This is a genomic window from Streptomyces sp. Y7 (genome assembly GCF_043195415.1).
Taxonomy (GTDB): domain Bacteria; phylum Actinomycetota; class Actinomycetes; order Streptomycetales; family Streptomycetaceae; genus Streptomyces.
Genome location: NZ_JBIDDQ010000001.1, coordinates 1,228,323 through 1,254,886, shown reverse-complemented (window position 1 = coordinate 1,254,886; position 26,564 = coordinate 1,228,323). Strand labels below are relative to the sequence as shown.

General features: G+C 71.8%; 21 protein-coding genes. 16 read left to right on the top strand and 5 right to left on the bottom strand.

Annotation, left to right across the window (positions count from 1 at the left end):
- Nucleotides 1-445: 445 nt before the first annotated feature.
- Both ACGFW6_RS05455 and ACGFW6_RS05450 read left to right on the top strand, forming a co-directional pair.
- Nucleotides 446-1,783: a wax ester/triacylglycerol synthase family O-acyltransferase gene (locus ACGFW6_RS05455; RefSeq protein WP_393504881.1), complete on the top strand. Its 1,338-nt coding sequence runs from the start codon at nt 446-448 to the stop codon at nt 1,781-1,783.
- Between the two features lie 121 nt (nt 1,784-1,904).
- Complete coding sequence (locus ACGFW6_RS05450) at nt 1,905-3,425, top strand: SDR family NAD(P)-dependent oxidoreductase (RefSeq protein ID WP_393504879.1); 1,521 nt, start codon at nt 1,905-1,907, stop codon at nt 3,423-3,425.
- An 84-nt stretch (nt 3,426-3,509) separates the two neighbouring features.
- Here ACGFW6_RS05450 and ACGFW6_RS05445 read toward each other — a convergent pair whose 3' ends face one another.
- Nucleotides 3,510-4,310: an SDR family oxidoreductase gene (locus ACGFW6_RS05445; protein WP_393504877.1), complete on the bottom strand. Its 801-nt coding sequence runs from the start codon at nt 4,308-4,310 to the stop codon at nt 3,510-3,512.
- A gap of 25 nt (nt 4,311-4,335) precedes the next feature.
- Nucleotides 4,336-4,785, bottom strand: coding sequence for a hypothetical protein (locus ACGFW6_RS05440; protein WP_393504875.1), 450 nt, complete (start codon nt 4,783-4,785; stop codon nt 4,336-4,338).
- Between the two features lie 474 nt (nt 4,786-5,259).
- Between ACGFW6_RS05440 and ACGFW6_RS05435 the strand changes: the two genes are divergently transcribed.
- The 4 genes from ACGFW6_RS05435 (at nt 5,260) to ACGFW6_RS05420 (ending at nt 7,884) form a co-directional block, all read left to right on the top strand.
- Nucleotides 5,260-5,433, top strand: a complete 174-nt coding sequence (locus tag ACGFW6_RS05435) for a hypothetical protein (RefSeq protein WP_393504873.1) — start codon at nt 5,260-5,262, stop codon at nt 5,431-5,433.
- Between the two features lie 55 nt (nt 5,434-5,488).
- A complete protein-coding gene (locus ACGFW6_RS05430; RefSeq protein ID WP_393504871.1) occupies nt 5,489-5,998 on the top strand; it encodes a GNAT family N-acetyltransferase in 510 nt (169 codons plus the stop codon).
- An 81-nt stretch (nt 5,999-6,079) separates the two neighbouring features.
- Nucleotides 6,080-6,658 carry a TetR/AcrR family transcriptional regulator gene (locus ACGFW6_RS05425; RefSeq protein WP_393504869.1) on the top strand — a complete coding sequence of 193 codons (579 nt, stop codon included), beginning with the start codon at nt 6,080-6,082 and terminating at the stop codon, nt 6,656-6,658.
- A gap of 17 nt (nt 6,659-6,675) precedes the next feature.
- Entirely contained in the window at nt 6,676-7,884 is a 1,209-nt protein-coding gene (locus tag ACGFW6_RS05420) for an SGNH/GDSL hydrolase family protein (protein ID WP_393504868.1), read from the top strand.
- Between the two features lie 57 nt (nt 7,885-7,941).
- Here the strand turns inward: ACGFW6_RS05420 and ACGFW6_RS05415 are convergent, their stop codons facing one another.
- Entirely contained in the window at nt 7,942-9,285 is a 1,344-nt protein-coding gene (locus ACGFW6_RS05415; RefSeq protein ID WP_393504866.1) for an amidase, read from the bottom strand.
- A 250-nt stretch (nt 9,286-9,535) separates the two neighbouring features.
- On the opposite strand from ACGFW6_RS05415, the gene ACGFW6_RS05410 reads away from it, so the two are divergent.
- The 3 genes from ACGFW6_RS05410 to ACGFW6_RS05400 are packed head-to-tail and all read left to right on the top strand — an operon-like array spanning nt 9,536 to nt 14,113.
- On the top strand, nt 9,536-11,371 hold the full coding sequence (locus ACGFW6_RS05410; protein WP_393504864.1) for a family 20 glycosylhydrolase: 1,836 nt from the start codon (nt 9,536-9,538) through the stop codon (nt 11,369-11,371).
- A gap of 48 nt (nt 11,372-11,419) precedes the next feature.
- Nucleotides 11,420-12,964 carry an alpha-L-fucosidase gene (locus ACGFW6_RS05405; protein WP_393504862.1) on the top strand — a complete coding sequence of 515 codons (1,545 nt, stop codon included), beginning with the start codon at nt 11,420-11,422 and terminating at the stop codon, nt 12,962-12,964.
- 42 nt (nt 12,965-13,006) lie between these two features.
- The gene (locus tag ACGFW6_RS05400; RefSeq protein ID WP_393504860.1) at nt 13,007-14,113 is read left to right on the top strand and encodes a serine hydrolase domain-containing protein; all 1,107 of its coding nucleotides are present in this window, start codon (nt 13,007-13,009) and stop codon (nt 14,111-14,113) included.
- A gap of 45 nt (nt 14,114-14,158) precedes the next feature.
- Here the strand turns inward: ACGFW6_RS05400 and ACGFW6_RS05395 are convergent, their stop codons facing one another.
- The gene (locus ACGFW6_RS05395) at nt 14,159-15,205 is read right to left on the bottom strand and encodes a LacI family DNA-binding transcriptional regulator (protein WP_393504859.1); all 1,047 of its coding nucleotides are present in this window, start codon (nt 15,203-15,205) and stop codon (nt 14,159-14,161) included.
- Nucleotides 15,206-15,414: 209 nt separating this feature from the next.
- Here ACGFW6_RS05395 and ACGFW6_RS05390 point away from each other — a divergent pair, with 209 nt between their 5' ends.
- The 7 genes from ACGFW6_RS05390 (at nt 15,415) to ACGFW6_RS05360 (ending at nt 25,766) form a co-directional block, all read left to right on the top strand.
- On the top strand, nt 15,415-16,707 hold the full coding sequence (locus tag ACGFW6_RS05390; RefSeq protein ID WP_393504857.1) for an ABC transporter substrate-binding protein: 1,293 nt from the start codon (nt 15,415-15,417) through the stop codon (nt 16,705-16,707).
- A 6-nt stretch (nt 16,708-16,713) separates the two neighbouring features.
- Nucleotides 16,714-17,607, top strand: a complete 894-nt coding sequence (locus ACGFW6_RS05385; RefSeq protein WP_393504855.1) for a carbohydrate ABC transporter permease — start codon at nt 16,714-16,716, stop codon at nt 17,605-17,607.
- Complete coding sequence (locus ACGFW6_RS05380) at nt 17,604-18,512, top strand: carbohydrate ABC transporter permease (protein ID WP_393504853.1); 909 nt, start codon at nt 17,604-17,606, stop codon at nt 18,510-18,512. Before ACGFW6_RS05385 ends, ACGFW6_RS05380 begins: the two co-directional genes overlap by 4 nt.
- A 30-nt stretch (nt 18,513-18,542) precedes the next feature.
- Nucleotides 18,543-19,799, top strand: a complete 1,257-nt coding sequence (locus ACGFW6_RS05375; protein WP_393504851.1) for a glycosyl hydrolase — start codon at nt 18,543-18,545, stop codon at nt 19,797-19,799.
- Nucleotides 19,796-21,802: an endo-beta-N-acetylglucosaminidase gene (locus tag ACGFW6_RS05370; RefSeq protein ID WP_393504849.1), complete on the top strand. Its 2,007-nt coding sequence runs from the start codon at nt 19,796-19,798 to the stop codon at nt 21,800-21,802. Before ACGFW6_RS05375 ends, ACGFW6_RS05370 begins: the two co-directional genes overlap by 4 nt.
- A gap of 33 nt (nt 21,803-21,835) precedes the next feature.
- Nucleotides 21,836-24,850: an alpha-mannosidase gene (locus ACGFW6_RS05365; RefSeq protein WP_393504847.1), complete on the top strand. Its 3,015-nt coding sequence runs from the start codon at nt 21,836-21,838 to the stop codon at nt 24,848-24,850.
- 100 nt (nt 24,851-24,950) lie between these two features.
- Nucleotides 24,951-25,766 carry an N-acetylmuramoyl-L-alanine amidase gene (locus ACGFW6_RS05360; RefSeq protein WP_393504845.1) on the top strand — a complete coding sequence of 272 codons (816 nt, stop codon included), beginning with the start codon at nt 24,951-24,953 and terminating at the stop codon, nt 25,764-25,766.
- A gap of 17 nt (nt 25,767-25,783) precedes the next feature.
- On the opposite strand, the gene ACGFW6_RS05355 is transcribed toward ACGFW6_RS05360, so the two are convergent.
- Nucleotides 25,784-26,485 carry a FadR/GntR family transcriptional regulator gene (locus ACGFW6_RS05355; protein WP_393504843.1) on the bottom strand — a complete coding sequence of 234 codons (702 nt, stop codon included), beginning with the start codon at nt 26,483-26,485 and terminating at the stop codon, nt 25,784-25,786.
- Nucleotides 26,486-26,564: the final 79 nt, after the last annotated feature.

Genomic DNA, 26,564 nt, shown 5'->3' with positions numbered 1-26,564 from the left:
CTCACGCAATCGACGGCCGAGCTACACCAAGAATTCGTAAAGTTGTACTTGATTCCGCAACTGATGAGACGTCAACCAAGCTCCGGCTGGGCCGAGTTGGCAGGCCGGGGTCCGATCCGGAGTTGTCATGGGCCCCGCATGACCGGGCCGGTCGGGTGGTCGATCACTCGACGGGGCCGGCGGTCATCGCGGGTCCACTGGGCCGAACGGGCTGCCCGCCGGCCTCAGGGGTGCCGGACCATGACGCCTCCCGGGTGACGCACTCGGGATGCCCGGTGCCGCTACCCGTGGTGAAGTGACCTCATATGCACCATGAGTCCCGCCCCTTTCGTCGTGGGGCGGGACTTAATCTGCTGTTAACTGAGCGTAGCTTGATCGTACTTGACTGTAATCGCCCGTGGGCGATTGACTTCTGGTCCACCCGTCGCCGACGCGAGGCAAGCCATTGACTTCTGACCTGCTCGCACCCCTCGACCTGGCGTTCTGGAACATCGAGTCCGCCGAACACCCCATGCACCTGGCTGCACTGGGGGTCTTCGCGGCGCACTCGCCCACCGCCGGGGCGCACGCGGCCGACCTGCTCGCCGCGCGGGCCGCCGCCGTGCCGGGGCTGCGGATGCGCATCCGGGACGCCTGGCAGCCGCGCGGTCTGCTCCAGCCGTTCTCCTTCGGCGGCGCCGCCCGCGAGCCCGCGCCGGACTTCGACCCGCTCGACCACGTGCGGCTGCACGCCCCGACCGCCGACTTCCAGGCGGAGGCGGGCCGGCTCATGGAGCGCCCGCTGGAGCGCGGCCGGCCGCCGTGGGAGGCACATGTGCTGCCGGGCGAGGACGGGGTGTCGTTCGCGGTGCTGTTCAAGTTCCACCACGCCCTCGCCGACGGACTGCGGGCGCTGACGCTCGCCGCCGCGGTCCTCGACCCGATGGACCTGCCCGCGCGCAGGCCCCGCCCCGAGGAGCCCGCGCGCCGCCGGCTGCCCGATGTGCGCCGGCTGCCGGGGCTGGTGCGCGGAGCCCTGTCCGACGTCGGCCGGGCCCTGGACATCGGCGCCTCCGTCGCCGTGTCGACGCTCGCGGTGCGCTCGTCGTCCGCGCTGACCGCCGAGCCGAGCGGCACCCGCCGTACGGCCGGGGTCGTCGTGGACATCGACGACGTACACGTGATCCGCAAGGCCGTCGGCGGCACCGTCAACGACGTCACCATCGCGGTCGTCGCCGGCGCCCTGCGCCGCTGGCTCGACGAGCGCGGCGACGGCAGCGAGGGCGTCGCGCCGCGCGCCCTGATCCCGGTCTCCAGGCGCCGCCCGCGCACCGCGCACCCACAGGGCAACCGGCTCTCCGGCTACTTGATACGGCTCCCGGTGGACGACCCCGAGCCGCTGAGCCGCCTGGCCGCGGTGCGCACCGCCATGGACCGCAACAAGGACGCGGGCCCCAACCGGGGCGCGGGCGCCGTCGCGCTGCTCGCCGACCACGTCCCGGCGATCGGCCACCGGATCGGCGGACCGCTGGTCGGAGGCGCCGCCCGGCTCTGGTTCGACATTCTCGTCACCAGCGTGCCGCTGCCCGGCATCGCCCTGAAGCTCGGCGGCCACGCCGTCACCGAGGTCTACCCCTTCGCCCCGCTGGCCCGCGGCCAGTCCCTGGCGGTGGCGATCTCGACGTACCGCGGACGCGTCCACTACGGGCTCGTCGCCGACGCCGAGGCCGTACCCGACCTCGATGTGCTCGCGCGTGCCCTGTCCGAGGAGGTGGCCGGACTGATCACCGCCTGCGCGCCCTGAGCCCCTGTTCCGCGGCCTGATTCGCCGGATTTTGGAGGAGAGGCCCGACGCTCCGTAGAATTCCGCGTTCGAAAGCAGGCGCGACCGGAGCGCCGCGGGTGATCAGGGAACGGCAGCGGCCATGACGGTGACAGAGGACGGCGCGACGGCGACCACGGCGGACGCCGTGCACGAGCCCGGTGACGAGATCGTGTACGGCCCCGGTATCGACCCCGAGCGGCTCGCCCTGTGCCTGAGCGTGCTGGAGGAGCTCGACCGGCTGGAGGTCGACCACCCCGACGCGATCGCCGTGCGCCGGGCCACCGCCGGCATCTACCGCACCGTCAAGCAGCGCCGCCGCCAGGAGCGCCGGGCCGCCAAGACCGCGCACGACAAGCAGGTCACGGAGGCCACGGCGACCGGCTCCGCCCAGCGCATCGACGACGAGACCGAGGGCCTGCTGCCGTCGTCGAACACCGAGGAGGGCAGGATCGCGGGGATACTCCAGCGCCCGCGCTCCTGCTACACCTGCAAGTCCCGGTACGTCGAGGTCGACTACTTCTACCACCAGCTCTGCCAGGACTGCGCCCGTCTGAACCGCGCCAAGCGCGACGCCCGCGCCGATCTCACCGGCAAGCGCGCCCTGCTCACCGGCGGCCGCGCCAAGATCGGCATGTACATCGCGCTCAGGCTGCTGCGGGACGGCGCGCACACCACGATCACCACGCGCTTCCCCAAGGACGCCATCCGCCGCTTCAAGGCGATGGACGACTCCGGCGACTGGCTGCACCGCCTGGAGGTCGTCGGCATCGACCTGCGCGACCCCGCCCAGGCCGTGGCCCTCGCGGAACAGCTCACCGAGGCGGGCCCGCTCGACATCCTCGTGAACAACGCGACTCAGACCGTACGCCGGCTGCCCTCGGCGTACGCCGCCCTGGTCGACGGCGAGAGCGCCCCGCTGCCCGCCGGTGAGCTGCCCGCCCACCACGTCATCGGCGCGTTCAACTCGGGCGCGGTCGACGGCCTCGCCGCGCTGCCGCTGGGCACCAGCGGACTCGACGCCCAGAAGGTCGCCGACCTCGCCCTGGTCGCGGGCAACGCCAGCGTCGCCCGGCACCTCGACGGCACCGCCATCGACGCGGGCGGCCTCGTCCCCGACGTCGTGGACACCAACACCTGGGTGCAGACCATCGACCAGATCTCGCCGGTGGAGCTGCTGGAGACCCAGCTCTGCAACTACACCTCACCGTTCATCCTGATCAGCGCCCTGCGCCCGGCGATGGCCGACGCGGCGAGGAAGGCGGCCAGCGGGCGCGCCTACGTCGTGAACGTCTCCGCGATGGAGGGCGTCTTCGGCCGCGGCTACAAGGGCGCGGGCCATCCGAACACCAACGCCGCCAAGGCCGCGATGAACATGGTCACGCGCACCAGCGCCCAGGAGATGTTCGAGACCGACGGCATCCTGATGACCTCGGTCGACACCGGCTGGATCACGGACGAGCGTCCCCACTACGACAAGCTCCGCCTGGCCGAGGCCGGCTTTCACGCTCCGCTGGACCTGGTGGACGGGGCGGCGCGGGTGTACGACCCGATCGTGCGCGGCGAGGCGGGCGACGATGTGTACGGCGTCTTCCTGAAGGACTACGAGCCGGGCAAGTGGTAGGCGGGGCCGGCGGGGCGTCCGCGGGCCGTTCGTGACCGGTCGCGCCCGCGCGGCGGAGCCGAGGACCGATGCAGCCCCGCGCCCCTAGGCCGGCCGGTGGCAGCGTAGGTGTTCATGCACGGCGTACGTGGTGGACGGGCCCGCGGAGCGCACCCGCGTCCCCCCGTCCACCAGCAGATCCGCCCCCGTCACCCACTGCGCCGCGTCCGACGCCAGCCACAGCACCGCCCGGGCCACGTCCTCCGGCTCGCCGATCCGTCCGAGCGGCAGCCCGGCGGCGACCTCCTCCTCGCCCGGCTCCCACACGAAACGCGCCATCTCGGTGCGGACCAGGCCGGGGGAGACGGAGTTGACCCGCACCCTCGGGCCCAGTTCGCCCGCGAGCTGCCGGGTCAGGTGGAGGAGGGCGGCCTTGCTGGTGCCGTAGGCGCCGACGCGGGGGCCGACATGGGTGGCGCCCTCCGTGCAGACGTTCACCACGGCGCCGCCGTGCTCGCCCATCCAGGCGTGCCAGGCGCACTGCACGAACCGCAGCGCCGCCTCGACGTTCACGGTGAACGCCTCGCGCCAGGCCAGTGGGTCCACGTCCATCAGGGGGCCGTACGGCAGGTTGGTGGCCGCGTTGTTCACGAGCACGTCGAGGCGGCCGAACTCGCGCAGGGCGAGGTCCACCACGGCCCGGGGGTGATCGGGGTCGGCGACGCTCCCGGCCACGCCGAGGCCGCCCAGGTCGGCGGCCGTGCGCCGGACCTCCTCCGCGTCCCGCGCGGTCACGCAGACCAGCGCCCCGGCGTCGGCCAGCAGCCGGGCGACGGCGTGCCCGATGCCGCGTGTGGCTCCGGTGACGATGGCGGCCCTGCCCCCAAGACGGTACGGCGGCGTCATCGTCGTACCGTCTCATGACGGATCGTCAGTTGGCAGCCCCGAGCGGCGAGTTCCTCGACGCCACCAGCTCCAGTACCGCCCGCCAGTCCTCCAGCACCCCGGCGTCGAACTCCGCGCTGCGGCCCTCCTCGTCGGCCTGGTGCAGGCGCAGCAGGTCGTCGTCGGCCAGGTCGCGGGCCCGGCAGTGCTCGCGGACGAGGCGGGAGACCCGTTCGCCGAGGAGGGGTCGTACCGCGTCCGCCGCGCAGTCGGAGTGGCGCGGGACGTCGCCCGGCCGCAGCAGCGGGCCGATGGCGTGAACGAGCCCCGCGACCTGGAGTTCCTTGTCGGCGGGGCGGGCGCGGCGCAGCAGGGCGGCCGTCTGGAGTGCGTGTTGGTGGAGATCGACCCGGGTGCTTCCGAGGCCCGGGGCGTCCCGGGTGCCCCGGCAGGCGTACAGCAGATCCATCAGCTCTTCGACACTGCGCAGCTCCATGCGTCAGTCCTCCCGCCGGACAAGCCGTTGCCTCCGTCAGCAGATCATGGCCGCCTTGCGAATCGGCCAACGGGACTTGAACTGCGCTGCGTCCATCCGTTCCGAGGCGGGCGACCACGCGCCAGTGACCCGAACGGGTGACACGTGAACGGTGTATTACGTAGGAAAACAACAGATAGCGGGCAGGTGAAAACCGGTCGACTCCGGATAGTTACACGTTGTTTGCAGCCCCATCGAGCGGGCACCCGCTCATTTGGTTAATCTGTAGCGGACGGACAGCAATACAGGGTCCCAACCCACACCCATGGTCCGTCCCGGGACAAGCCGGCGCACAAACGGCCTGCTCTCACGCCAGTTATCCGGCGCCACCGCGTCCGAGTCGACTTCGAGTAAGACCCGAGCGGGCGTCAGGTGCCGGACCGCAGACTGGACCGGCCCCGCCCCGAGGGTGATCCGACACATAAGGAGTGCGCGGTGACACCTGAGAAGACGAATCGCGAGCAGCGCCCCAAGGAACGCACGGAGCGCGCGGGCCGCCGGTCCAACGAGCTCGGCAGTCTCGATGTGTGGGCCAGGTCCGCCCCCATCCGTCTGGCGGGGTACGAGGACGACCTCGCCGAGCCCCACATCCTGCCCAGCGTCGACTGACCTGGCAGAAACCCTTCGCGATCGCCGACGGCATGGGCGTGCCAGACTCACGCCCATGCTGATCAGAGAAGCCGCGGCCGACGACTGGCCGCGGATTTGGCCTTTCTGGCACCGGATCGTCGCCGCGGGCGAGACCTACGCCTGGGATCCCGCCACCTCCGAGGGCGCCGCCCGGGCCCTGTGGATGGACCCGGCCAAGGACGTCTACGTCGTCGAGGACGACGCCGGAACTCTCGTCGCCTCCGCCTACGTCACCCCCAACTACGGCGGTCCCGCCGCCGCTGTGGCCAATGCCGGCTTCATGGTCGATCCCGAGCACGGCGGCCGCGGCGTCGGGCGCGCCCTCGCCGAGCACGTCCTGGCGGTGGCCCGGGCCGCCGGCTACCGGGGCATGGTGTTCAACGCCGTCGTCGAGACCAACCCGGCCGTGGCCCTGTGGACCTCCCTCGGTTTCACGATCCTCGGCACCGTGCCGGACGCCTTCGACCATCCGCGGCACGGCCGGGTGGGGCTGCACATCATGTACAGGGCGCTTCAGCCGCCTGCCTTCACATCCCCGCTTTAGTCACCCTCCTTCATGTCCTGCGCATTTGCCTAAAAGCTTTAGGTGGATGCATACTCGCTTTCGGTAAGCGAGAGGATGGCTATGGCACGCGTAGGGCTGACCACGGAGCGTCTGGTCCGGGCCGGGGCGGAGCTCGCCGACGAGATCGGCTTCGAGCAGGTGACCGCGTCGGAGCTCGCCCGGCGCTTCGACGTCAAGGTCGCGAGTCTGTACTCGCACGTGAAGAACTCCCAGGACCTCAAGACGCGCATCGCCCTGTTCGCGCTGGAGGAACTGGCCGACCGGGCCGCCGACGCCGTCGCCGGGCGCGCGGGCAAGGACGCCCTGGTCGCCTTCGCGAACGTCTACCGCGACTACGGACTCCAGCACCCCGGCCGTGCCGCCGCCGCGCGCATGACCCTCGACCCCGAGACGGCCGCGGCGAGCGCCGGAGTCCGGCACGCGCAGATGACCCGCGCCATCCTGCGCGGCTACGACCTGACCGAGCCTGACGCGACCCACGCCGTACGGCTGCTGGGCAGCGTCTTCCACGGGTACGCCAGCCTGGAGCTGGCCGGTGGCTTCAGCCACAGCGCGCCCGACTCCGAGGAGACCTGGCACCGCATCCTCGACGCCCTGGACGCCCTGCTGCGCAACTGGCCCACCGAGCCCACCCCTTGATCGACAGGCTGAAGGACATGGACACCGAGCACGACTGGATCACCACGACCGTCACCGCCGACCTGCTGCGCGGCGCCCTCGACGTCGAGCGGACCGAGCACGGCGTACTGCCGCACCGGCTGCCTGCCCGGGCGCGCGCCCAGAACACCGACGGGCAGCTGGCCATGGCCGAGTCCCAGCCCTCCGGTGTCCGCCTCGCCTTCCGCACCCGCGCCACCGCCGTCGAACTGGACACGCTGCCCACCAAGCGCAGCTACGTCGGCGCCCCGCCCCGCCCGGACGGCGTGTACGACCTGATCGTCGACGGCAGCCCCGCCGGGCAGGGCAGCGTGACCGACGGCCACCTCCTGATCATCGACATGACGGCCGGGACCACCGAGCGGCGCCCCGGCCGGCCCGGCACCGTCCGCTTCGCCGGGCTGCCCGCCCGCGAGAAGGACGTCGAGATCTGGCTGCCGCACAACGAGACCACCGAACTGATCGCCCTGCGCACCGACGCCCCCGTCGAGCCGCCCCGCGCCTCGGGCCGCAAGGTGTGGCTGCACCACGGCAGTTCGATCAGCCACGGCTCCGACGCCGCGAGCCCCACCGCGATCTGGCCCGCGCTCGCCGCGTCGCTCGGCGGCGTGGAACTGATCAACCTGGGTCTGGCCGGCAGCGCCCTGCTCGACCCGTTCACCGCCCGCGCCCTGCGGGACACCCCCGCCGACTTCATCAGCGTCAAGATCGGTATCAATCTGGTCAACATGGACCTGATGCGGCTGCGCGCCTTCGGTCCCGCGGTCCACGGCTTCCTCGACACGATCCGGGAAGGTCACCCGACGACCCCGCTGCTCGTCGTGTCGCCCATCCTGTGCCCCATCCACGAGGACACGCCCGGCCCCTGTGCCCCGGACCTCGGCGGCATGCGCGACGGCCGGCTGCGGTTCGTCGCCATGGGCGACCCGGCGGAACGCGCCGGCGGGAAGCTGACGCTCGGCGTCATCCGGGACGAGCTGTCCCGCATCGTGAAACAGCGGGTGGCCGACGACCCCAACCTGCACCACCTCGACGGCCGCGAGCTGTACGGCGAGACCGACTTCGCCGAACTGCCGCTCCCCGACGACCTGCACCCCGCCGCCGCCGCCCACCGCCGCATCGGCGAGCGCTTCGCACGGCTCGCGTTCACCGCCGAAGGGCCGTTCCCGGTACCGGCCCAGGACGGGTCCGGCCGACGCGGGCTGTGAACCCGGCGTCGGCCGTGCCGGGCGCTGGCCCAGTGGCGCCGTCCGCCGTGCCGGGCCCTAGCCCAGTGGCGCCGTCCGCCGCCACGGCCGCAGCTCCTCGATCCGCTCCGCCAGCGCCAGCAGGTCCGCCTCCGATCCGGGACGTCCGACGAGCTGGACGGCGGTGGGGGCACCGGACGGCAGTGTGCCCAGCGGGACCGCCATCGCGGGCCAGCCGGTGAGGTTCCACGGCGGGGTCAGCGGCGAGTAGTTCGTGTTCGCCATGACGTTGCGCAGCCAGCCCCGCTCGTGCCAGGGCTCGGACCTGGGGGAGCGGCGGGCGAGCGCCGGGGTGAGCAGCACGTCGTACTCGGCGAAGAACGGCTCCAGCCTCCGGCGCAGCTGCTCCCGGCTCTCGCCGGCGCGCACCCGGTCGACGAACCGCTTCCCGACCGCGGCGTGGACCCGCGTCCGGCGGGTGAGCCGGCGGGCGTCGAGGCCCCGCGCGTCCACGGACGTGCCCGCGGTCCAGTGCGTGAGGGAGGTGACGCCCAGCGACATCGGGTACGGCGGGTCCGCGCGCCGCACCTGGTGACCGGCCTTCATGAGCAGCGCCGCGGCGTCGCGGGCGGCCGTCGCGTACGGCCTGCTGACGGCGACCCCGGCTATCGGGCTGCGCAGCGAGACCGCTATCCGGTACGTGCCGGGCGTGTCCGTGCGTACGACCTCCGTGCCCGCGAGGACCGACAGCATCAGCCGCGTGTCCTCGACCGTGGTGGCCAGCGGACCGTTCTCCGACATGCCGAACCAGTCGCCGTCGCTGACGCCGGCCGGGACCACGCCGGTGCCGGGCTTGATGGTGACCAGGCCGCAGTTGGCCGCCGGTATGCGCAGCGAGCCCATGCCGTCGTTGCCGAGGGCGATCGGCACCATGCCCGCGGCGACGGCCGCCGCGCTGCCGCCGGACGAACCGCCCGCCGTGCGCGAGGTGTCCCACGGGTTGCGGGCGGTGCCGTGCACGCCCTCCGTGGTGCCGAATACGCACAGCTCCGGCACGTTCGTCAGCCCGACCACGACCGCGCCGGCGGCCCGCAGCCGGGCCACGGTGACATGGTCGTCGTCGGCCGGGGTGTCCGGCGTGGCCGCGGAGCCGATGCGCTTGGACTCGCCGCGTACCGCGAGGTTGTCCTTGACGGCCACCGGCACGCCGGCCAGCGGCAGTTCGGCGAGGTCGCCGCGCGAGGCCACCTCGTCGGCCTCGGCGAGCGCGGCCTCCGCCCGCACCACGCGGAACGCGCCGACGCCGCTGTCGAGGCGCTCGATCCGGGCCAGGTGCTCGGCCACCACCTCCCGGGGAGTGGCCCGCTTCTCGCGTACGGCGGCGGCGATCTCGGCGGCGGTCCGGCCGACCCAGCTGGTCACGGGCGCTCCTCAAGGCTTACTCGCGAGTATGTAGGAGGAACTCTGCCGCTCGGCGGGCCCGGCGTCGAGAGTCCGCCGGCCTTGGATATTCGCGTGGCTGTTGTTGGACTTTTCGCGGCGCCCCGCTTCCGTACCGCAGCGTTGACCTGCGCATCATCCGACGAATGAGTCAACTCGGCTGGTCTCGACTCCCATTGACAGCCCCTGGGGCCCGCTCAATGATCAGACATCCGATGAATGGGGATGTCTTATGAGGAGACGCTGGAGAATCGCCGGGGTCCTCGCGGCACTGACGCTTCTGCTCACGGCGCCGCTGCCCGCGGTCTCCCAGGAGGATCCGCCGGTGCCGGTCACGGTGCCCGCGCTCACCGACTGGGCCCCGGCGACCGGCGGTTACCGCTACGAGCGCTCCACCCGCCTGGTCGCCGACGGCGCGGGCGAACGGCGGGTCGCCGACACCCTCGCCGACGATCTGCGGGACGCGGGACACGGCACGGTCGCGGTGGTGCCCGGTGGCGCGCGGACCGGCGACATCGTCATCGACATCCGGCCCGGCCGGACCTCCCTCGGCGCCGAGGGCTACGAACTGGCCGCCGGAAAGCGGCTGTCGGTGACCGCGGCGACCGAGACCGGCGCCTTCTACGGCACCCGCACCCTGCTCCAGCTCCTCGCCCAGGGCGACCGGGTCCCGGCCGGCCGCACGGTCGACGTGCCGCGTTACGAGGAGCGGGGCGTCGGAGTCTGCGCCTGCTACATCCACGTCTCCCTGCCCTGGCTGGAGAACCTGGTCCGCGAGATGGCGTACCACAAGCTCAACCAGCTGCTGCTCGAACTGAAGGTGAAGAGCGACGCCCATCCCGAGGCCAACACCTGGGGCTACTACACCAAGGACGAGATCCGCGGGCTGGTCGCGCTCGGCAAGCGGTACCACGTCGAGATCATCCCGGAGATCAACTCCCCGGGCCACATGGACCCGTGGATCGAGAACCGCCCCGACCTCCAGCTGACCGACTCCGACGGCAACAAGCAGCCCTCGCGCCTGGACATCACCAAGCCGGAGGCCCTCGCCTACTACACCGGCCTGATCGACGAGTACGCCCAGGTCTTCACCTCCACGTCCTGGCACATGGGAGCCGACGAGTACATGCTCGGCTCCGACTTCGCCAAGTACCCGCAGATCCTGAAGTACGCCCAGGACAGGTACGGCCCCGGTGCCACGCCCCAGGACGCGTTCATCGACTTCGTCAACCGCGTGCACGCGTACGCCGCGGGCAAGGACCGAAAGCTGCGGATCTGGAACGACGGGCTCACCGGCGCCAACACCGTCCCGGTGAGCGCGGGCACCACGGTCGAGCACTGGCTGGACGTGGCGACGAAACCGAGCCGACTGCGGGCCGAGGGCCACCCGTTGATGAACGCGGCCTACGCCCTCTATCTCGTCCGCGGCGGCTTCCACAGCGACACCGAGGGACTGTACGACCAGAGCTGGGACCCGCGCAGCTTCGAGGGCGAGAAGCTGGCCACCTCCGACGGCATCACCGGCGCGAAGATCAGCCTCTGGCCCGACAACGGCCGCGGCGAGACCGAGAACGAGGTCGCCGTCGCCCTGTGGCCCGCACTGCGGCACATCGCCCAGGCCACCTGGGGCGATCCGCACCCCGACAGCACCTACGCCGCCTTCACCGCGCGCGGTGCGGCCGTCGGCCACGCGCCGGGACGGCGGGACCTCACCCGGGTGCCGGTCGCGGACGGCTCGTACACCTTCCGCACCCGGGGCCGCACCTTCGAGGCCGAGGTGGCGCGGACCGCCGACGGCTATGTCACCCTGCGGACCGCGGACGGCTGCCTGGAGATCCGGGGCGGGAAGCTCACGCTCAACGTGCCGCTCCAGCCCGGCGTGGAGGCGGTCCCGCAGGCGTGCGACCCCGCCGGCACCCTGCAGCGCTGGCAGTTGGAGCCGGCCGCGGGAGGCTACCGGCTCGTCAACGCCATCACCCGTATGCCGCTGGGCGTCACGGACGACGGGCGGCTCGCACAGTACCCGCCGGACCGGCGCACCCCCGCCGTATGGCACCTGAGCACCTGAGCACCTGAGCACCTGAGCACCTCAGCACCTGACCCGAGGAGCCTTCCCATGGCCGTTTCCCGACGCGTGTTCCTCGCGACAGCCGCCGTCCTCGCCGCGACCGGCGTGAGCCGACCCGCCCTGGCGGCACCCGCCGGCGCGACGGAGGACCCCCGCTACCGCATCCCCGTCAGCCCCGACGACACCGAGGCCGACCTGGTCCGCAAGGCCGCCCAGGTCCGCCCCACCGCACGGCAGATCGCCTGGCAGCGCCTGGAACGCACCGCGTTCCTGCACTTCGGTGTGAACACCTTCACCGGCCTCGAATGGGGCACCGGCGACGAGGACCCCGACGTCTTCCAGCCGTCCGGCCTCGACACCGACCAGTGGGCCCGCGCCCTGCGGGACGGCGGCTTCAGGCTCGCCATCCTCACCGTCAAGCACCACGACGGCTTCGTGCTCCACCAGTCCCGCTACACCGACCACTCGGTGGCATCGAGCAGTTGGCAGGGCGGCCGGGGAGACGTCCTGCGCTCCTTCGCCGACTCCATGCGCCGCCACGGCATCAAGGTCGGCGTCTACATCTCGCCCGCCGACGAGAACCAGTACCTCCACGGCGTCTACGCCAACGGCAGCGCCCGCACCGACCGCACGATCCCCACCCTCGTACCGGGCGACGACCGCACCCCGCCCCGCTCGTACACCCTCCCGGCCACCGACTACGGCGCCCACATGCTCAACCAGCTCTACGAGGTCCTCACCGAGTACGGCCCGATCGACGAGGTGTGGTTCGACGGCGCGCAGGGCCGCATCCCCCCGGACAAGGTGGAGAAGTACGACTGGGACAGCTGGTACGCCCTCGTCCGTTCCCTCGCGCCCGACGCGGCGATCGCCGTGTCCGGCCCCGACGTGCGCTGGGTCGGCAACGAGGGAGGGCTGGCCCGGGAGGACGAGTGGAGCGTCGTACCGGTCCAGGAGAAGGACTACGGCCGCACCGACTACGCCCTCGCCTACGACGCCCCCGACATGGGCAGCCGCGCCGCTCTGGTCAAGGCCCGGCCGGTGGCCGACCACCTCCAGTGGTGGCCTGCCGAGTGCGATGTGTCCATCCGTGACGGCTGGTTCTACCACGCCGACCAACAACCCAAGACCGTCGAGCAGTTGACGGACATCTACTTCCGGTCGGTGGGCCGCAACTCGGTGCTCCTGCTCAACATCCCGCCCGACACGGACGGCCTGCTGCCCGCCGCCGACGTGGCCCGGCTGCGGGAGTTCCGCGAGCGCGTGGACCGCGAGCTGCCCGAGGACCTGGCCCGCGACGCCCGCACGACCGCCGCGCCCGGCCGTGTGACCGTCGACCTCGGCCGGGAACGGGAGGTGGACCGGATCCGGCTCGCGGAGGACATCCGGCACGGGCAGCAGGTGGAGAGCTTCGTCGTGGAGGCGTGGCAGGGCGGCGCCTGGACGGAGGTGACCGGGGCCGGGACCATCGGCGCGAGCCGGATCGTGCTCCTTGCGGCACCCGTGCGGGCCAGGCGATGGCGGGTGCGGGTCACCGGCTCGCGCGCGGCGGCCCGGCTCGCGGAGTTCGGGCTGTACCGCTCACGGGTCTAATTCGGTTGACCGGGGCCGTGCGGTACGGGCTGGATGGGGTCCATGGCCGACATCCGGGGCACCTACGACCGCCTGTTCATCGCCGTGCCGAACGCGCTGGCCGACCTGCTGGACGCGGGGGACGCCGGCGGCTCCGTCGCGGTCTTCGTGGACGGCGAGCCGGTCGTGGACGTCTGGGGCGGCTTCGCCGACGCGGACCGCACCGTCCCGTGGGAGCGCGACACGATCGTCAACGTCTGGTCCGTGACCAAGACGATGACGGCACTGTGCGCCTTGGTCCTCATCGACCGCGGCGCACTCGATCCGGACGCGCCCGTCGCCCACTACTGGCCCGAGTTCGCGGCGGCGGGCAAGGAGAAGGTGCTCGTACGGCACCTGCTCTCGCACACGGCCGGCCTGCCCGACTGGGACGGGCCGGTCGACGAGCTCTACGACTGGCCGGCCGCCACGTCCCGGCTCGCCGCGCGGGCTCCCCGCTGGGAGCCGGGCACCGCCGCCGGATACCACTCCCTCACCCAGGGATTCCTGGTCGGCGAGGTGGTGCGCCGGGTCACCGGCCGCAGCGTGGGCGACTTCCTCGCCGAGGAGGTGACGGGTCCGCTGGGCGCCGACTTCCACATCGGCCTGGCGCCCGAACACGACCACCGGGTCGGCCTCGCGATCGCGCCGACGGGCCGGGACGAGAACTACGCGGCGAGCGCCCCGGGCAACCCGAAGGGCTCCGAGGCGGGCAACGGTGTCCGCGTCCGCGACGGCAACGGTCTCGCCTGGCGCCGCGCGCAGATCCCGGCGGCCAGCGGCTACGGCAACGCACGCTCGGTCGCGCAGGTGCAGTCGGTCCTGGCCTGCGGGGGAGAGGTGGGCGGGGTGCGGCTGCTGTCCCGGGCGGGCTGCGAACGTGCCTGGGAGGAACAGTTCAACGGCGAGGACCGCGTCCTCGGCATGCCCATGCGCTGGGGCCTGGGCTACGGCCTCTTCGGCACCACCTACGGCTGGGGCGGCTGGGGCGGATCCCTGCTGATGCTGGAACCCGACAGCGGGATGGTCGTGGCCTACGTGACCAACCAGATGCGCGAGCCCGCCGAGGACACCCGGGGGATGGAGATCGTGACGGCGGCCTACGAGGGGCTGCAGGGGCTGCGCCGCTGAGCCGGGCGGCGCTGAGCGACCCGCCTCACGCCGGGGCGGCGGACCTCACACGCCCCGCGCCACCCCCGTGCTCCCCCGCTCGATCAAGGTCGGCACGGGCACCCGCACGGCCCGTGCCGCACCTCCGTCGAGCAGTGCGGTCAGTTCGTGTGCCGCCGTGCGGCCGAACTCCACACTGTCCCGGGACAGGGCCGACAGCCAGGGCTTGACCATGCGGCACAGGGCCGAGTCCTCCCAGGAGACCACCGAGACGTCCGCCGGTACCGAGAAGCCCAGTTCACTCGCGGCGGCGGCGCCGGCCACGGCCATCACGTCGTTGTCGTAGATCAGCGCGGTCGGGGGAGCGGTGTCCTCCAGGACCCGGCGGGTGACCGCCGCACCCTCGGCGTCGGAGTAGTCGGTGGTCACCGACCGCACCTCGGACAGGCCACGGCGTCCGGCCTCGGCGCGCAGGGTGCGGATACGGCGTTCGGTGTGGGCGAGCCCCGGCAGACCGGCGATGTGCACGATCCGCCGGTGGCCGAGCGCGTACAGGCCGTCCACCACGGAGGCCATCGCGCCCGCGTCGTCGGCCCACACGGTCGACAGGCCCGGGTGGCGTTCGTCGGGCGCGCCGCCGATGACCACGGCGGGCAGGCCGAGTTCGTCCAGGAGGTCCGGGCGCGGATCGTCGGTGCGCGGGTCCACGACCAGGACGCCGTCCACCCGGTGCTCGGCCCACCAGCGCCGGTACACCGCGCACTCGTCGGCGATGTCCTCCACCACCTGGAACAGCAGCCCGAGATGGCGCTCCGCCAGCACCTCCTGGATGCCCGAGACGAGCTGGAGGAAGAAGGAGTCCACCCCCAGCTTGTCGGCCGGACGCGCCAGCACGAAGCCGACCGTCGCCGCACCCTCCCCGGACAGTGCGCGCGCCGCCGTGCTCGGCCGCCAGCCGAGCTCCTCGGCGACCTGCCGCACCCGGTCGCGGGTGTCCTCCGAGACGCCGGGCCGGCCGTTCAGCGCGAAGGAGACCGCGCTCTGGGAGACCCCGGCGTGGCGCGCTATGTCCTTCATCGTAGGACGCCGGGCCGGTGACCGCTTGCCTGACATCGTGATCCCCCATTCCGGCGGCACATTCCCTGAGCAGTATGCACTAATGCGGTTCAGTGCCGGGAGGCTAATGCGGTTCAGCTCGGTGATCCTAATGCGCATTAGTCACTAAAGAAATTAGCTGCGCGAGAGCCATTGACGGGCCCCGGGAACGGCGTGCAGGGTCTGCCACGTCGACCAACCCGCCCGTAAAAGGAGGCCGGTTCACGGTGCCCATATCCCGTAGAGCCCTCGCTGCCGCATTCGCCGTCTGTGTCGCGCTGCCGCTCAGCGCCTGCGGTTCGTCAGGCGGTGACAGCGGCAGCACCGACGCTTCCGGCAAGGTCGAGGGCGACATCACCTTCCAGACCTGGAACCTGCGCGCGAACTTCAAGGACTACTTCGAGGGCCTGATCGCCGACTTCGAGAAGAAGTACCCCGGCACGAACGTCAAGTGGATCGACCAGCCCGCCGAGGGCTACGCCGACAAGATCAGCGCCGACGCCGCCGGCGGCACGCTCCCCGACGTCGTCAACGTCTCGCCCGACCTCGTCGCCCCGCTCGCCAAGGCGGGCCTCGCGCTCGACCTCGACAAGGCCGCCGGGAAGTACAAGAAGGAGTACCTGGACGGGGCCTGGGCCAGCCACCAGGTGCCCGGCCTGGAGGGCACGTACGCCTTCCCCTGGTACCTCAACACCGGCCCGCTCTTCTACAACAAGACCCTCTTCAAGGAGGCCGGCCTCGACGCGGAGCAGCCGCCGAAGACGTACGACGAGGTCTTCGACGCCGCGCTGAAGATGGCGAAGGAGACGGACGGCAAGGTCGCCACCCTCGCCAACGTCCCCACCATCGAGGACTTCGGCCGTTACGGCGTCGAGCTCATGAACAAGGAGGGCACCGCCTTCTCCTTCAACGACGCGAAGGGGATCGAGCTCCTCACCAGGTACAAGGAGCTGTACGACGCCAAGGCCCTCGACCCGCAGGCGCTGACCGCCACCCCCGAGTCGTCCGGCAAGAAGTTCCTCACCGGCGCCGTCGCCATGAATCCCGGCAGCGCGCTGGACCTCGGCAACTTCAAGAAGCAGGCGCCCAACCTGTACAAGAACATCGGCATCACCGACCAGATCACCAGCACCGGCCACGTCAACATGTACGTGATGGGCGTGATGGTCAACGCGCAGACCAAGCGGACGCCCGCGGCGGTCGCCTTCGCGCACTACGTCACCGACGCCGAGCACCAGATGTCGTTCGCCAAGCAGGTCGCCATCTTCCCCAGCACCGCCGGCTCGCTCGACGACCCGTACTTCACCAAGGAGGACGGCACCGACGAGACCCGGGTGCGCGTTGCCGCCGCCAAGTCGTTGAAGAGCGCGGTCAACTACACACCCGTGCTGTTCAGCGAGCAGATGAAGACCGAGCTGCGCAACGAGGTCGCCAAGGCGTTGCAGGGCAAGGAGAGCCCGAAGCAAGCTCTCGACAACGCTGTCAAGGCGTGCGACACGCTGCTCCAGCAGCAGGGGTAGTACGTGATGGCTCTCTCCACCGTCTCCCGGGTGCGGCGCCAGCTGCCCACCAGCCCCTGGCTGTTCGCCGCCCCCGGGCTGCTGATCACCGGCGCCTTCATCCTCTATCCGTTCCTCTCCACGCTGGTCAACGCCTTCACCGACCGCCGCACCCTGATCCCCGGCGAGTTCGTCGGCCTCGCCAACTTCCGCGAGCTGCTCGGCGACGACATGTTCTGGATCGGCCTGCGCAACAGCACGCTGTACGTCCTCGGCGTCGTCCCCGCCCTCGTCGTACTGCCCCTGCTGCTCGCGCTCCTGGTGCAGAAGAACATCCCCGGCATCACCTTCTTCCGGTCCGCCTTCTACACCCCGGTCGTCGCCTCGATCGTGGTGGTCGGGCTGATCTGGGTGTGGCTGCTCGACGAGCGCGGTCTGGTGAACTCCCTGCTGGAGACGATCGGCGTCGGCCGGGTCGGCTTCCTGAGCGACCAGTGGCTGCTCCTGCTGAGCGCCATGGCCGTGACGGTCTGGAAGGGCCTCGGCTACTACATGATCATTTATCTGGCCGCGCTCGCCAACGTGCCCCGCGAACTGCACGAGGCGGCTGCCGTGGACGGCGCCGGCGCGATCCGCCGCTTCCTCACGGTCACCGTGCCCGCCGTGCGTTCCACCATGGTCCTGGTCGGCGCGCTCTCCTCGGTCGCCGCCTTCAAGGTGTTCTCCGAGGTGTACCTGATGGCGGGCCCCAGCGGCGGCCCGGCGGGCGAGGACACCACCCTCGTGATGCTCGTCCAGCGCACCGGCACCGGCCTGACCGGCCGTGTCGGCTACGCCTCGGCCATCTCCGTGGTCGTCTTCGTCGTGACCGTCGCCCTCATGCTGCTCGTGCTGCGCGCCGACCGGAGGGAGGAGTCATGAGCGTCACGGAGAAGGTACGGCCCGCCCCCGCCGAGCGGGCCGCCCCGCGCGAGGCCCGCGTCACCGACGAACACGGCCGCCGCGTCCGCGTCTGGGAACTCGCCCTGCGCTATCTGCTGCTGCTGGCCGTCCTCGCCCTCACCGTCGGCCCGTTCCTCTGGCAGCTGTCGACCTCGCTCAAGGGCCCGACCGAGGACATCTTCAGCTCCCCGCCGAAGTTCCTGCCGGGCGACCCGACGCTGCACAACTACGAGCGGGTCTCCGAGACCATCCCCGTCTGGGACTACGCCCTGAACTCGCTGAAGGTCGCCACCGCCAACGTCGTCACCAACTGCGTCGGCGCGGCACTCGCGGGCTACGCCCTCGCCCGGCTGCGCTACCGGGGCCGCAAGGTTGCCACGCTCGTCTTCATCCTGGCGATGCTCGTGCCCGTGGAGGGCATCATCATCGCCCAGTTCACGACCATGCGGGAGCTCGGCCTCAACAACACCCTCATCGGTGTCGTCCTGCCCGGCTGCATCAGCGCCCTGAACGTCCTGCTGATGCGCAACGCCTTCCTCAACCTGCCGTACGAGATCGAGGAGGCGGCCTACGTCGACGGTGCCAACGTCTGGCAGCGGTTCCTGCGGATCGCGGTGCCGTCGGTGAAGGGCACCCTCGCGGTCGTCGCGATCTTCGCCTTCATGGGCGCCTGGGACGACTTCCTGTGGCCCCTGATCGTGCTGAGCGACCCGTCCAAGTTCACGCTGACCATCGGCCTCAACTATCTGCACGGCACCTTCGCCAACGACGAACGCCTGGTCGCCGCCGGCACGATCATCGCCGTCGCCCCGCTGATCGCCCTTTTCGCCTGTCTCCAGCGGTACTTCTTCCGCGGCGTCGGCGAGGGCGCGGTGAAGGGCTGAACCCCCCAACTCGCCCAGCAAGGACACCGCATGCCTCCTGCCGTGCGCTTCGGCGTCAACTACACGCCCAGCGAAGGGTGGTTCCACCACTGGCTCGACTTCGACCTCGACTCCGTACGCGCCGATCTCGACTCCATCGCGGCGCTGGGCCTCGACCACGTCCGGGTCTTCCCGCTGTGGCCGTACTTCCAGCCCAACCGCACCCTGGTCCGGGGCCGGGCCGTCGAGCAGCTGGTCCAGCTCGTCGACGCCGCCGCCGAACGCGGCCTCGACGTCAACGTGGACGGCCTGCAGGGCCACTTGAGCAGCTTCGACTTCCTCCCGGCCTGGACCCGGACCTGGCACCGCCGCAACCTCTTCACCGACCCCGACGTCGTCGACGGCCAGGCCGCCTACCTGCGCACCCTCGCCGCCGCCCTCGCCGGCCGGCCGAACTTCCTCGGCATGACCCTCGGCAACGAGGTCAACCAGTTCTCGGCGGGCCCGCACCCCGACCCCGACCGCGCCACCGAGGACGAGATCGACCGCTGGCTCACCCGTATGCTCGACGCCTGCGAGGAGGGCGCCCCCGGGCGGCTGCATCTGCACGCGGAGTACGACGCCACCTGGTACCAGGACGACCAGCCGTTCACGCCGGCCCAGGCGGCGCGGCACGGGGCCCTGACGGCCGTGCACTCGTGGGTCTTCAACGGCACCGCCCAGCGCCACGGCCGCACCTCCGTCCCGGCCGAGCACCACGCCGCCTACCTCGTCGAGCTGAGCAAGGCGTGGGCCGACGACCCGCGCCGGCCCGTCTGGCTGCAGGAGGTCGGCGCGCCCGCGCCGCTGGTCCCGCCCGAGCACGCCGCCGCCTTCACCGCGGCGACGGTCGCGAACGCCCTGGACTGCCCCGACCTGTGGGGCATCACCTGGTGGTGCTCCCACGACGTCTCCCGAGAGCTGGCCGACTTCCCCGCACTCGAGTACGGGCTGGGCCTGCTGACCAACGACCGCAAGCCGAAGGACACCGCCCGGGTGCTGGAGCGGGCGGCCCAGCAGGCGCCACGGACACCCGAGCCGCGTACGACGGCGCTGGTGGTTCCCTCCGATCCGGGTGCCCGCTCGCTCTGCGCACCCGGCGGCCCGGTATTCGACGCCTACTTCCGGCTGGTCGCCGACGGCGCCCGCCCCACCACCGTCCTCGACGTACGTGCCGCCGACCAGGAACACCTCGCGGCGCGCGGCATCACCGAGGTCGTCGCTCCCGATCAGGTACTCCCCACCCCACAAGGAGGCACCCGCTCGTGAAACCCACCAGACGCACCGTCCTCATCGCCGCCGCCACGGCCGCGATGCTCCCCTCGGCACCGGCGGTCGCCGCACCGAGGCGCGAGGCCGCGGCCCTCCAGCCGTACGCCTCGTACTGGTACCCGGACTCGCTGCCCTCCGGCAGCCCGGGCGCCGGTATCACCTGGCGCAGCCTGAAGTCCTGGCGCCCGGCCGACGATCCGGACCTCGCCTTCAACGCCTCTTCCGTGCCGCTCGCGTCGCGCTTCACCCCGGCCCCGGTCAACACGACCGCCCGCGCGGGCCAGGCCCGCATCCAGTCCCTGGTGTCCTTCGGACCGACCGCGAGCAACCCCTCCCAGGGCTCGGCCACCGCCGACTACTACGCCCTCACGCACTGGGCGTACATCGACGAGCTGGTGTTCTGGGGCGGCTCCTCGGGCGAGGGGCTGATCCTGGCGCCGAACGCGCCGATCGTGGACGCCGCGCACCGGCACGGCGTGCCCGTCCTCGGCAACATCTTCCTGCCGCCCGTCGCCTACGGCGGGCAGCTGCAGTGGACCCGCGACCTGGTGCAGAAGGACGCGGCCGGGCGGTTCCCGCTCGCCGACCGGCTGGTCGCGGTCGCGGCGGTGTACGGCTTCGACGGGTGGTTCGTCAACGCCGAGACCAGCGGCGGGAACACCGCCCTGGGCACCGACATGCTCGGCTTCCTGCGCGAGCTGAAGACGCTCGCGCAGGCCAAGGGCCAGCGGGTGACCTGGTACGACTCGATGACCGTGAACGGCGGTGTGAGTTGGCAGGGCGCGCTCAACTCGCAGAACGAGCCGTTCTTCCAGGCCGCCGACGACATGTTCGTCGACTTCCGCTGGACCGCCGCGAAACTGACCTCGTCCGGTCAGCGGGCCGGTCAACTGGGCCGCAGCCGCTACGAGTTGTGGGCAGGTGTGGACGTCGAGTCCAACGGCTGGAACTCGTCCGTGAACTGGGACGCCATGGTGCCCCGCGACAAGCCGCACGTCGTGTCGGTCGGCTTCTACCGGCCCGAGTGGACCCGCAACCACCTGCCGGCCGACGGCCGCACGCCGGGCGACTTCCACGCCGCCGACGACCACTTCTGGACCGGGCGCTCACTGGACCCCTCGCGGCCCGACACCACGGACAGCTGGCGGGCACCGGCCGTGTCCGTCGCCGACCGGTCGACGGTCACCTCGATGCCGTTCGCGAGCGTCTTCAACACCGGGCACGGGCTGCGCTGGTACGAGGACGGGCAGGTGACGTCCGACGCGCCCTGGAACCATCTGGGCCTGCAGGACCGGCTGCCGTCCCGCCGCTGGGTCGTGCACACCGACGGGCAGCGACCCGCCGTGACCTTCGACTTCGCGGCCGCCTGGCGCGGCGGCAGCAGTGTGCTCGTCGACGGGGCACTGGACCGGCCCGCGGTGCTCGACGTGTACGCGACCCGGTTGCCGGTCAGCGCCGACACGGTCGTCGAACTGACCCACCGGGCCGACGCGGGCGCGGTGAAGGTCGAGCTCGCCGTCGCCACCGCCGAGCCCATCACGCCCGGCGCCCCACCCCCGTACACCTACTTCCCCGTGACCTCGGGCAGCGGCTGGCAGACCGCGACCGTACGGCTCACCGGCCTGACCGGCAGCGTCCGCGCGATCGGCGTCCGGCTGACCTCGGCCGACGGGGGCGCGGTGCGGTGGCGGCTCGGCGGCCTGGCCGTCCGCAACGCCCCGCAGACCCCCGGGGCGCCCTCCGGGTTCCGCGTCACCGCGGCCTCGGGTGGCGACCTTCGCCTCGCCTGGATCCCGGCACCCGGCGACGCACGCCACCACACCCTGCACCGCCTCCTGCCCGACGGCACCCGGCGCTTCCTCGGGGGTACCTGCCAGAGCGCGTACTTCCTCGGCGGCCTGCAGCCCGAACAGGGCGAGCAGGAGGCGCGGTTCGAACTGCGTGCCGTAGGGGAGCTGTACACCACGTCGGCCCCCGTGACCGTCACCCACCGCTGGTAACCACCCGCCCGGACGACCTACGGAGCACCCCGCATGCATGACGACCGCAATCTGGTCGAAGCCCGCCTCAAGCGCGTCCTCGACGAGCGCGTCCGCCCCGCCGTGTACCCGGAGTCCGTGCCGCTGGACGTGGCGGTGTGGCACGCGCCCGGCGAGCCGGTGCCGGTGGCCGAGGGGCTCGCGGCCGAACCCGAGCCGATCGAGGTGGGCGCCCGCTGGGGTGCTCCGTGGGGCACCAGCTGGTTCCGGGTCACCGGGACCGTGCCCGAGGCGTGGGCCGGCAGGACCGTCGAGGCCCTGCTGGACCTCGGCTTCGACGAGAACATGCCCGGCTTCCAGTGCGAGGGCCTGGTCTACCGGCCCGACGGCACCCCGGTGAAGGGCCTCAACCCCCGCAACCAGTGGGTGCGCATCGGCGCCCCGGTGGCGGGCGGCGAGGAGGTGCGGCTGCACGTCGAGGCGGCCTCCAACCCCGTCATCCTCGACTACCACCCCTTCCTGCCCACGCAGTTGGGCGACAAGGAGACCGCCGGCAGCGAACCCCAGTACACGCTGACCCGGATGGATCTCGCCGTCCTGGACGAGAACGTCTGGCAGCTCGTCATCGACCTGGAGGTGCTCGGCGAGCTGATGGCCGAGCTGCCGGTGGACTCGGCACGGCGCTGGGACATCCTGCGCGCGGTGGAACGCTCGCTCGACGCGATCGACCTCCAGGACGTGAACGGCACCGCGGCCCGGGCCCGGGAGCAGCTCGCCGGAGTGCTGGCCGTGCCCGCCGTGCCGTCCGCCCACCGCATCAGCGCCGTCGGACACGCGCACATCGACTCGGCCTGGCTGTGGCCGCTGCGCGAGACGGTGCGCAAGGTGGCCCGTACGACGTCGAACATGACGGCCTTGATCGAGGACGAGCCCGACTTCGTCTTCGCCATGTCCCAGGCCCAGCAGTGGGCGTGGGTGAAGGAGCACCGGCCCGAGGTGTGGGCGCGGGTGAAGAAGGCGGTCGCCGACGGCCGGTTCGTGCCGGCGGGCGGCATGTGGGTGGAGTCGGACACCAACATGCCGGGCTCGGAGGCGATGGCCCGGCAGTTCGTGCACGGCAAGCGGTTCTTCCTCGACGAGTTCGGCGTCGAGAACGACGAGGCGTGGCTGCCCGACACCTTCGGCTTTGCCGCGGGACTGCCGCAGATCATCAAGGCGGCGGGCTCCAAGTGGCTGCTGACGCAGAAGATCTCCTGGAGCCAGACCAACAAGTTCCCGCACCACACCTTCCACTGGGAGGGCATCGACGGCACCCGGATCTTCACGCACTTCCCGCCCGTCGACACCTACAACTGCTCCATGAAGGGCAGCGAGATCGCCCACGCGGCCCGTAACTTCAAGGACAAGGGCAGGGCCCGGCACTCCCTGGCGCCCACGGGCTGGGGCGACGGAGGCGGCGGTACCACCCGCGAGATGATCGCCAAGTCGGCCCGGCTGCGTGACCTGGAGGGCTCTGCCACCGTCGTCTGGGAGACCCCGGACGCCTTCTTCCGCAAGGCCGAGGCCGAATACCCCGACGCGCCCGTCTGGGTCGGCGAGCTCTACCTCGAACTGCACCGCGCCACCCTCACCAGCCAGGCCAGGACCAAGCAGGGCAACCGCCGCAGCGAACACCTCCTGCGCGAGGCCGAACTGTGGGCCGCGACCGCCGCCGTACGCACCGGATTCCCCTACCCCTACGAGGAGCTGGACCGGATCTGGAAGACGGTGCTGCTGCACCAGTTCCACGACATCCTGCCCGGCTCGTCCATCGCGTGGGTGCACCGGGAGGCCCGCGCCACCTACGAGCGCCTCGCGGGCGAGCTGGACGCGATCATCGACTCTGCCCAGCGCGCCCTGGCGGGCGAGGGCACGAGGGAACTCGTCTTCAACTCCGCCCCGCACCCGCGCGAAGGCGTTCCGGCGGGCGGGGCGCGAACCCCGGTGACCGAGGGCCGGACCTCCCTCGCCCCGCGCCCCGACGGCGGCTTCGTCCTCGACAACGGCCGGCTGCGCGTCGGGATCGACGCCCGGGGCCTGATCGTGTCGGCGTACGACATCGAGGGCGACCGGGAGACGATCGCGCCCGGTGCCGCCGCCGGCCTGCTCCAGCTGCACCCCGACTTCCCCAACATGTGGGACGCCTGGGACGTCGACGCGTTCTACCGGCACACGGTCACCGACCTGACCGGCGTGGACGAGCTGGTCCCCGGCGACGACGGGGCGTCGGTGCGGATCTCCCGGAGCTTCGGCGCCTCCCGCGTCACCCAGCGACTGTCCCTCGCACCGGGGGAGAAGCGGCTGCTGCTCGACACGGAGGTCGACTGGCACGAGACGGAGAAGTTCCTGAAGCTGGCCTTCCCGCTCGACGTCCACGCGGAACGGTACGCCTCGGAGACCCAGTTCGGGCACTTCCACCGCCCCACCCACACCAACACCAGCTGGGAGGCCGCCAAGTTCGAGGCCTGCAACCACCGCTTCGTCCACGTCGAGGAGCCCGGCTGGGGCGCCGCCGTCGTCAACGACTCGACGTACGGCCATGACGTCACCCGCGCGGTCCGAACCGACGGCGACCGGGGGACGACCACCACGGTCCGTGTCTCCCTCCTGCGCGCGCCGCGCTTCCCGGACCCCGAGACCGACCAGGGCGTCCACCGCTTCCGGCACGCCCTGGTGCCCGGCGCGGGCATCGCGGACGCGGTGCGCGAGGGCTGGCGGATCAACCTGCCGGAGCGGCGGATCACCGGCGAGGCAGAGGTGTCCCCGCTGGTGACGGTGGACCGGGACGCCGTCGTGATCACGGCGGTGAAGCTCGCCGACGACGGCAGCGGGGACGTCGTGGTGCGCCTCCACGAGGCGCACGGCGGCCGGGCACGGGCCACGCTGACGGCGGACTTCGAGGTCGCGGACGTCGCGGCGACGGATCTGCTGGAACGTCCGTTGCCGGAGCCGCCGTCGCGTGACGGCGCGCGCGTCGCGCTGCGGTTGCGCCCCTTCGAGCTGGTCACGCTGCGGTTGCGCAGGTCGTAGGGGCGCGAACGGGGGTGCGGCGGCGAGTCGGCATGAGGTGATGGGTAACTCTCCCCCCACACAAGGGGGGTGACTTCACTCTCACGCCCTGGAGGCACATGTGAAGCTTGTCACGCGAGCCCAGCTCGGCTGGCCGGCGTCCGCCGCACCCACCCAGACGTCGACGAAGGGTGTGAAGGTCCACTACGAAGGCGCACCGGTCAGCGTCGAGCTGCTCGACGACCACGACCGGTGCCTTGCCAAGTGGAAGAAGATCCGCGTCGACCACCTGGCGAACAAGAAGGAGAACTACTCGGACATCGCCTACAACTACGGCGCCTGCCCGCACGGCTTCCTCCTGGAGGGCCGCGGCCTCGGCAGGCGCACCGGAGCGAACGGCAACCAGAACCTCAACCGCGGCCACTACGCGATCATGGGCCTGGTCGGTTCGGAAGGGCTGACCAAGCCGACGGACGCCATGCTCGGGGCGATCCGCGACGGCATCGAACTGCTGCGCCGGCACGGCGCCGGCGACGAGATCAAGGGACACCGGGACGGCCTCGCCACGCTGTGCCCGGGCGAGCATCTGTACGCCTGGGTGAAGAAGGGCGCCCCGCGCCCCGGCGGTGCGCCGCCCGAGCCCGGCCCGCGACCGGTGATCGACGTGTCGAAGGTGGTCGCCGCGGCCCTGCACGACCCGGCGCAGGCGGGGACGCCCGTGTCCTACCCGGGCGTCAGGACCGTGGAGAAGGCCCTCGTCGCTCAGGGCCTCCTCGCGGCGAACCTCGCCGACGGCCACTTCGGCACGGCGACCGTCGTGGCGTACGCCGCCTGGCAGCGCCGCTGCGGGTTCACGGGCGACGACGCCAACGGCATCCCCGGCTTCACGTCACTGCAGAAGCTCGGACACGAGCACGGCTTCGACGTGACGCCGTAGTCCGGGCGGGACGGCACTTACCCGCCGAGCTGCGCCCGCAGCCACTCCTCCACCTCGCCCACGTGCGCGGCCGCCGCGGCGCGGGCCGCCTCCGGATCGCGGGCCACCAGGGCCCGGTGGATCGCGGCGTGCTCGCGGCGGGTGCGCTCGAAGGCGCCCTCCTCCTGGTAGCCGCGCCAGACCCGGGCCCGGAAGGTGCGCGAGGACAGACCCTCCAGGATGGCCGCCATGGTGTCGTTGCCGGCGGCCGCCGCGATCTCCCGGTGGAACGCCAGGTCGTGGGCGAGGATCTCCTCCGGGTCGTCTGTGGCGTTCATCGCGGTCAGATGCTTCTCGACCTCCGCCAGCTGGTCCGGCGTGATCCGCGCGGCCGCCAGGGCCGTCGCCGTCGACTCCAGGACGCGGCGCACCTCCAGCAGTTCCACCAGCCGCGGGCCCCGGGACAGATCGGCGACCACGCCGAACGTCTCCAGCAGATCGCCGGCCTCCAGCTGGGTGACGTAGATGCCGGAGCCGTGCCGGGCCTCCAGTACGCCCAGCACCGTCAGCGCGCGGATCGCCTCGCGCATCGAGCTGCGGGAGATGCCGAGCTGCACCGCCAGATCGCGTTCGGTCGGCAGCCGCTGGCCGGGCTCCAGCCGGCCCTCCGCGATCATCGCCTTGATCTGCTCGATGGCGCGTTGCGGCACGGTGCCCTTCTGCGGGGCTGTCTCGTCCACGCCATTCCTCCTGTCGCCGGATGCGCCGCAGTCTAATCACCGAGGTGGTCGGACCACTACGGCCGAAAACCGTGAATAT